The following is a 5788-nucleotide window of genomic DNA, read 5'->3' as shown; positions in this document are numbered from 1 at the left end:
TGCTGAAAGAGACTAGGGCTAAAACAAGTAAAGAGAATACAAAAAAGAGGATAAATCTCGGGTTCTCTTTTGCATATTGGATAAGTTGCAGTTGTCTGATATTACTGTAATAGAGTATCCATGTCTCAACCTGATATTTTACATACATGAGATAAAGATTCACTCTCTCAAGAAGTTGATCATTCCCTTTATTGGCATCAAGTGTACCTAATGCCACTGCTGATTGTTCGTCCATGCCTGATGCAGTACTGGTAGTTTCATATCTTGTCCAGTGATCATTGACGTAAAGTTCAGCCCATGCATGTGCATCACGCTCTTTTACAGGAAGATAATTGTTGAGACTATTCGCTTTATCGGCCTTGTATCCTGTGACTATACGTGCTGGTATGTCTGCCATACGAGCCATGGTAACAAAAGAAGAGGCGAAGTGTACACAATACCCTCGTCGTTTATCAAATAAAAAACAGTCTGTGGTATTGTTGATATCGAGCGTATCAGGTTTCAGGGTATAGGTCAAAGATTGGTTTTGAAAGAATGTCATTATAGCACTTGCTCTTTTATCTGGTGCATTAAACTCTTCTTTGATCTTTTGAGCTGCTATATAGGTTTCAGGATTATACTCTGTATCAAAATACAATGACTCATTGCGTGTATAGCTATCTAAAACATCATGAAATCTTGGGCTTAGTGAAGAACTAGCGGCATAATGTATAGGCTCTTTAACTGGCTTTTCAACTGTACTGATCAGGTCTCTGTCTAGATCAGCATCTTTTACCGCACGGGAAGGCATATCGAGCATATATATCCAACGCTTTTGTGTAGGATATAAAGTGACCTTGTAATCAATTTTTTCTCCTTTTGTTGGGTAGTAAGCTTTGCTTTCTCTTGTTACATAATCGGGGAGTGCTTCCCAATGGCTTTTTTTATCTTGATAAAGTATGCTTCCCCGAAAATAAAGCTTGCTAGATGGGGGAACCTCTTTATCAAATCCTACTTCCATCACAATACGATCAGAAGGGACAAGAAGGGCTTTACTATCTAAGTACATCGTACCGTCATGTCCCATACGTTGTGTAGTTTCCCCTTTAAATCCGTAGTTTGCATGTTCAAATGAGATACGTGGGAAAAAGATAAAAAGTACCACAACCCAGGGTAGGGAATACATGAACATCACCATACTCGAACGGAAGCTTTCTATCATATCTCCACCCATGCGGTGTGCAAGTATCAGCCAAAGCAGAAAAAAGATCTCACATATGACATAGATAAGCATGACAATACCATGAAAAAAGAACAAAGAAAGTGCTAAGAACAACATAGGTGAGAGCAGTAAATAGAAGTTGATCTCTCTTGTCAGTCTTTGCATCGAAACAACGATAAGTAAGAGATAAACCAGCAATTCAAGGAAGAGTTTCAAACGAGAAAGGCCCCTAAAAGAGAATACTCCATATAGAGATAAAAACAGAGCCAATATACCCATAAAAAAGACAAATATGATCAGATAATTATTTGCAGGTGTTTTTTTAAAGAGAAGTATGCCTAAGACCATAAATGTAAAGATCAACATTGGTACTTTCAGTACAAGCATAAGAGGTAAAAGTACAACAATAAAGGAGAGGTCCAAAAGCTGTAATGGGGAGAGTTTAATATTTTGCAAGGGTTTCGAGGATATCATCTGTGCTCTCCTTTCTTGACATTAACAGCTTTTTAGGCATCTGTATCATAAATGGTAAATTCTGTTTTTCGCATTCCAGTACCCATAAACAGAGTTGTGATAAGCGGTCTTCGTCATTTTTTGCAGCAGTATGAAAATTGAAGACCAGCTTGGGTGTCTGTGTCTCTTTACTAAAAACTTTTACAGACATATCTCCTTTTGCTACGGATGCCCAGTGTATACTGGAGAGTCTTTGTGATCCGTCATACGCACGTAATCCATCAAACTCTTTCTCTTCGCCATAATAGGTTTCCTCTTGGTGTAAATAGGAACGCAAAGAGAGGCCTTTGGGTTCAGGGTAGACTATGGCTTCATATGTTTCATTTAATTTCATGACCAAACGTGCAGTTGATAGGGGGTATTTACTCTGCAAATAAGACCCCTTATGAATAAATGTACCTCTTTTAGTAGGTAATACAGGTAGGTGAAGGATTTTTGATGCATTACCTTTAAGCTGTTCAAGTGCTACAGAATCATCTTCATTATGAAGCGTCACAGACCATGATGTAGTCGTTGAATTGTTTTGTACTTGAACAGATATCTTACCTATTTGATTTGCAAAAAGGCGTCCTGAACGTATATAGTGTGCTTCAAGGTGACCAAGATTTAAAAGACCGATAGGACCTGCAGAGAATCCTAAAGAAAAAACAAAAAAGAGGGTGATATATACCAGGTTAAAGTCATGCATATATGCTTCTAGAAAAAGTCCAAAAAGTAATACTACTAAAACAATGCTATAACGTGTAGCATGTCGTTTTATGCGTTTATTTATCTGAACGAACGTGTGTAAAAATTTCATGATGTATACGTTTTGCTGTAGTGTTGCCCTCATTAAATCGTAAACGGTGGGCACATACAATAGGGGTAACTCTCTGCAGGTCATCAGCAGTTGCATAGGTACGCCCCTGCAGCATAGCCCAAGATTTTGTCATTGCCGTTAAGGCCAAAGCTCCACGTGTAGATATACCATATTCAAATACACCGCCTTCTCTGGTATAGGCAATGATCTCTTGAAGAAAATCAAGCAGTGTATCACTGATGGTGACCATGGTGGCCTCTTTCATATATGTTTCTATTTGCTGAGGCGTGATCAAGGTATCTGAGACAATGGAACTATGTCCTGTTTCTCCTTTAAGGATCTCTCTTTCTGATTCTCTGTCTGGATAGCCTATACCAAAAGAACACATAAAACGGTCTAATTGAGATGTAGGTAAAGGAAATGTACCTACTTCTTCATGTGGGTTTTGTGTTCCTATGACAAAAAAAGGTTTAGGAAGTGTGTATGGTGTTGCATCGATGGTAATGACACCTTCCTCCATAGCCTGAAGGAGTGCAGATTGTGTTTTGGGCATAGAACGGTTTATCTCATCAGCTAAAAGAAAAGAGGTAAAGATAGGGCCTTGCTTAAAAATGAAAGAACCTTCTTTTTGGTTATAGTAATTGACTCCAAGTATATCGGAAGGGAGCATATCCGAGGTAAACTGTATACGGCCATAATCAAGTCCAAGAACTTGAGAAAGATGTTTGGCTAAAGTCGTTTTCCCTACACCGGGGATGTCCTCCAAAAGTAAATGTCCGCCAGCAAAAAATGTGGCCAAAGAGAGAGCAATGGGTTCTCTTTTCCCAATAAGATGTATCTCTATAGCATCGATGATCGGTGTAAATTCTGGTGCAATTGTATAATTCATGCAAATATCATAACGTAACTTGTTTAATTATTATCTATGAAATATCATTTTAGTCTAAACTCTTTTAACAGTCTTAACTAATGTAAATAAATAAACTTGACAAGAGGTGACTAAAGGTTGTATAATTAAACATAATTAAATCATTTTAAGGAGTTATACTATGAGTATACTAGAAAAATTAACAAATCAAATGCAAGGTACTATTGAGTCAGGGGTATCATTAGCATTACATAATAAAAACCAAGAAGTAGATCCTATTCACTTATTGTGGGCATTACTTACCAACACTGGCTCCATCTTACATCAGGCACTCAATAAAATGAATGTAGATAAAGCTGCCATAGAGTTAGAAACAAAAAGTATAGCCAATAAATTACCTACAGTTTCGTCTGTAACTAAAGAGAATATTAAACTTTCACAAAATCTTGTACGTACACTGCAAAATGCAGAAGGTGTGATGACTGCAAATGGAGATCAGTATCTTGCTGTGGATGCATGGCTTATGGCAAATGTGGGAGAGAGTTTTATCCGTGATACGATGTCAAAATATCTTGATATTTCTGAATTTGAAAAGACTTTAGAGAGTATTCGTGGAGGAAAACAGATAGACTCACAATCTGGTGATGAGACTTTAGAAGCATTAGCTCAATACGCAGATGATCTGAACCAAAAAGCATTGGATGGCATGTTAGATCCTGTTATAGGACGTGATGAAGAAGTGCAACGTATGATGCAAATTCTCATTCGTAAGACAAAAAACAACCCCATTCTCATCGGTGAACCTGGTACAGGTAAAACAGCTATTGTAGAAGGACTGGCACAACGTATTGTAAATAAAGAGGTACCTCTAAGTCTTCAAAACATGCGTGTAATGAGCTTAGATATGAACCGACTCATAGCAGGTGCAAAGTACAGAGGTGAATTTGAAGACAGACTAAAAGCGGTCATAGACGAAGTGAAGGAGTCTGGAAATGTGATCTTATTCATCGATGAGATCCATACCATTGTTGGTGCAGGAGCCTCTGAAGGTGGAAATGATGCAGCGAATATTTTAAAACCGGCACTTGCTCGTGGTGAATTACATACCATTGGGGCAACGACACTTAAGGAGTATAGAAAGTACTTTGAAAAAGACACAGCACTACAACGTCGTTTTCAACCTGTAAAAGTAGATGAACCTAGTATCAATGAAGCATTACAGATACTTAGAGGTATTAAAGCTAAATTAGAAACACACCATAATGTAAATATTACGGACTCTGCTTTGATCGCAGCAGCTAAATTGTCTGACAGATACATTACAGACAGATTTTTACCGGATAAGGCGATTGACCTTATAGATGAAGCAGCAGCAGAATTGAAAATGCAGATAGAGTCTGAACCTACTGACCTGGCTAAATCTAAACGTGAGATCTCTACATTACAGGTAGAAAAAGAAGCACTTAAAATGGAAGAGAGTGACAAAAACACTGCTAGAATTGAAGAAATAGAGAAAGAATTAGCAGACCTTGAAGAAAAACGTATTGCATTGCAAAATCAGTTTGAGAATGAAAAAAATGTCTTTAATGAGATAGCAGAAGTAAAGACATTGATCGACACGCTTCAAACGCAGGCAGAACATGTTAAGCGTGAAGGTGATTACAATAAAGCTGCTGAAATAGAATATGGGCAGATACCTGCTGAACAAGCGAAACTTAAAGGACTTGAAGAGAAGTGGACTCAGATGATGTCTGAAGGTACTCTGCTTAAAAATTCAGTTGATGAAGAGATGATAGCGAGTATTGTAAGTCGTTGGACAGGCATTTCAGTTTCTAAGATGCTTCAAGGTGAAAAAGAAAAAATTCTTGCTATCGAAAGCATCCTACAAGAAGAAGTAGTAGGGCAGGATGAAGCACTAAAAGCTGTGGCACGTGCCATTAAGCGTAACAAAGCAGGATTGAGTGACATCAATCGTCCTATCGGTAGTTTCATGTTCCTTGGACCAACAGGAGTAGGTAAAACACAAGTGGCGAAGACACTTGCAAAATTTCTTTTTGACTCTGAAAAGTCACTTATCCGTATCGATATGAGTGAATATATGGAGAAACATGCAGCTTCTCGTTTAGTTGGTGCACCTCCAGGATATGTAGGATATGAAGAGGGTGGGCAACTGACTGAAGCAGTACGAAGAAAACCATACTCTGTTGTACTCTTTGATGAGATAGAAAAAGCACACCCGGATGTGTTCAATACACTATTACAGGTATTAGATGATGGTCGTTTGACAGACAACAAAGGTGTGACGATCGATTTTAAAAATACCATCATCATTATGACATCAAATATAGCATCTGATAAGATCATGACGATAACAGATAATGAAGAGAGAAGAGATGCCGTCAATGAT

General features: G+C 38.1%; 4 protein-coding genes. 1 reads left to right on the top strand and 3 read right to left on the bottom strand.

The features are described 5' to 3' along the window. From WBM70_RS07935 to WBM70_RS07925, 3 genes are all read right to left on the bottom strand, one after another. Window positions 1-1675 (bottom strand): transglutaminaseTgpA domain-containing protein (locus tag WBM70_RS07935; protein ID WP_424557967.1); only part of this gene is annotated, 1675 nt, incomplete at its 3' end. Further along, on the bottom strand, window positions 1644-2513 hold the full coding sequence (locus WBM70_RS07930) for a DUF58 domain-containing protein (RefSeq protein ID WP_424557966.1): 870 nt from the start codon (window positions 2511-2513) through the stop codon (window positions 1644-1646). The genes WBM70_RS07935 and WBM70_RS07930, both read right to left, overlap by 32 nt. Beyond that, window positions 2479-3402, bottom strand: a complete 924-nt coding sequence (locus tag WBM70_RS07925) for an AAA family ATPase (RefSeq protein ID WP_424557965.1) — start codon at window positions 3400-3402, stop codon at window positions 2479-2481. Before WBM70_RS07925 ends, WBM70_RS07930 begins: the two co-directional genes overlap by 35 nt. 160 nt (window positions 3403-3562) lie before the next feature. On the opposite strand from WBM70_RS07925, the gene WBM70_RS07920 reads away from it, so the two are divergent. Beyond that, on the top strand, window positions 3563-5788 hold a 2226-nt coding region (locus WBM70_RS07920), incomplete at its 3' end, for an ATP-dependent Clp protease ATP-binding subunit (RefSeq protein WP_424557964.1).

Origin of the sequence: Sulfurovum sp. (assembly GCF_049668085.1) — a bacterium.
In the GTDB taxonomy this organism is placed as follows: Bacteria; Campylobacterota; Campylobacteria; order Campylobacterales; family Sulfurovaceae; genus Sulfurovum.
This window is presented reverse-complemented; position numbering and strand designations above follow the sequence as displayed.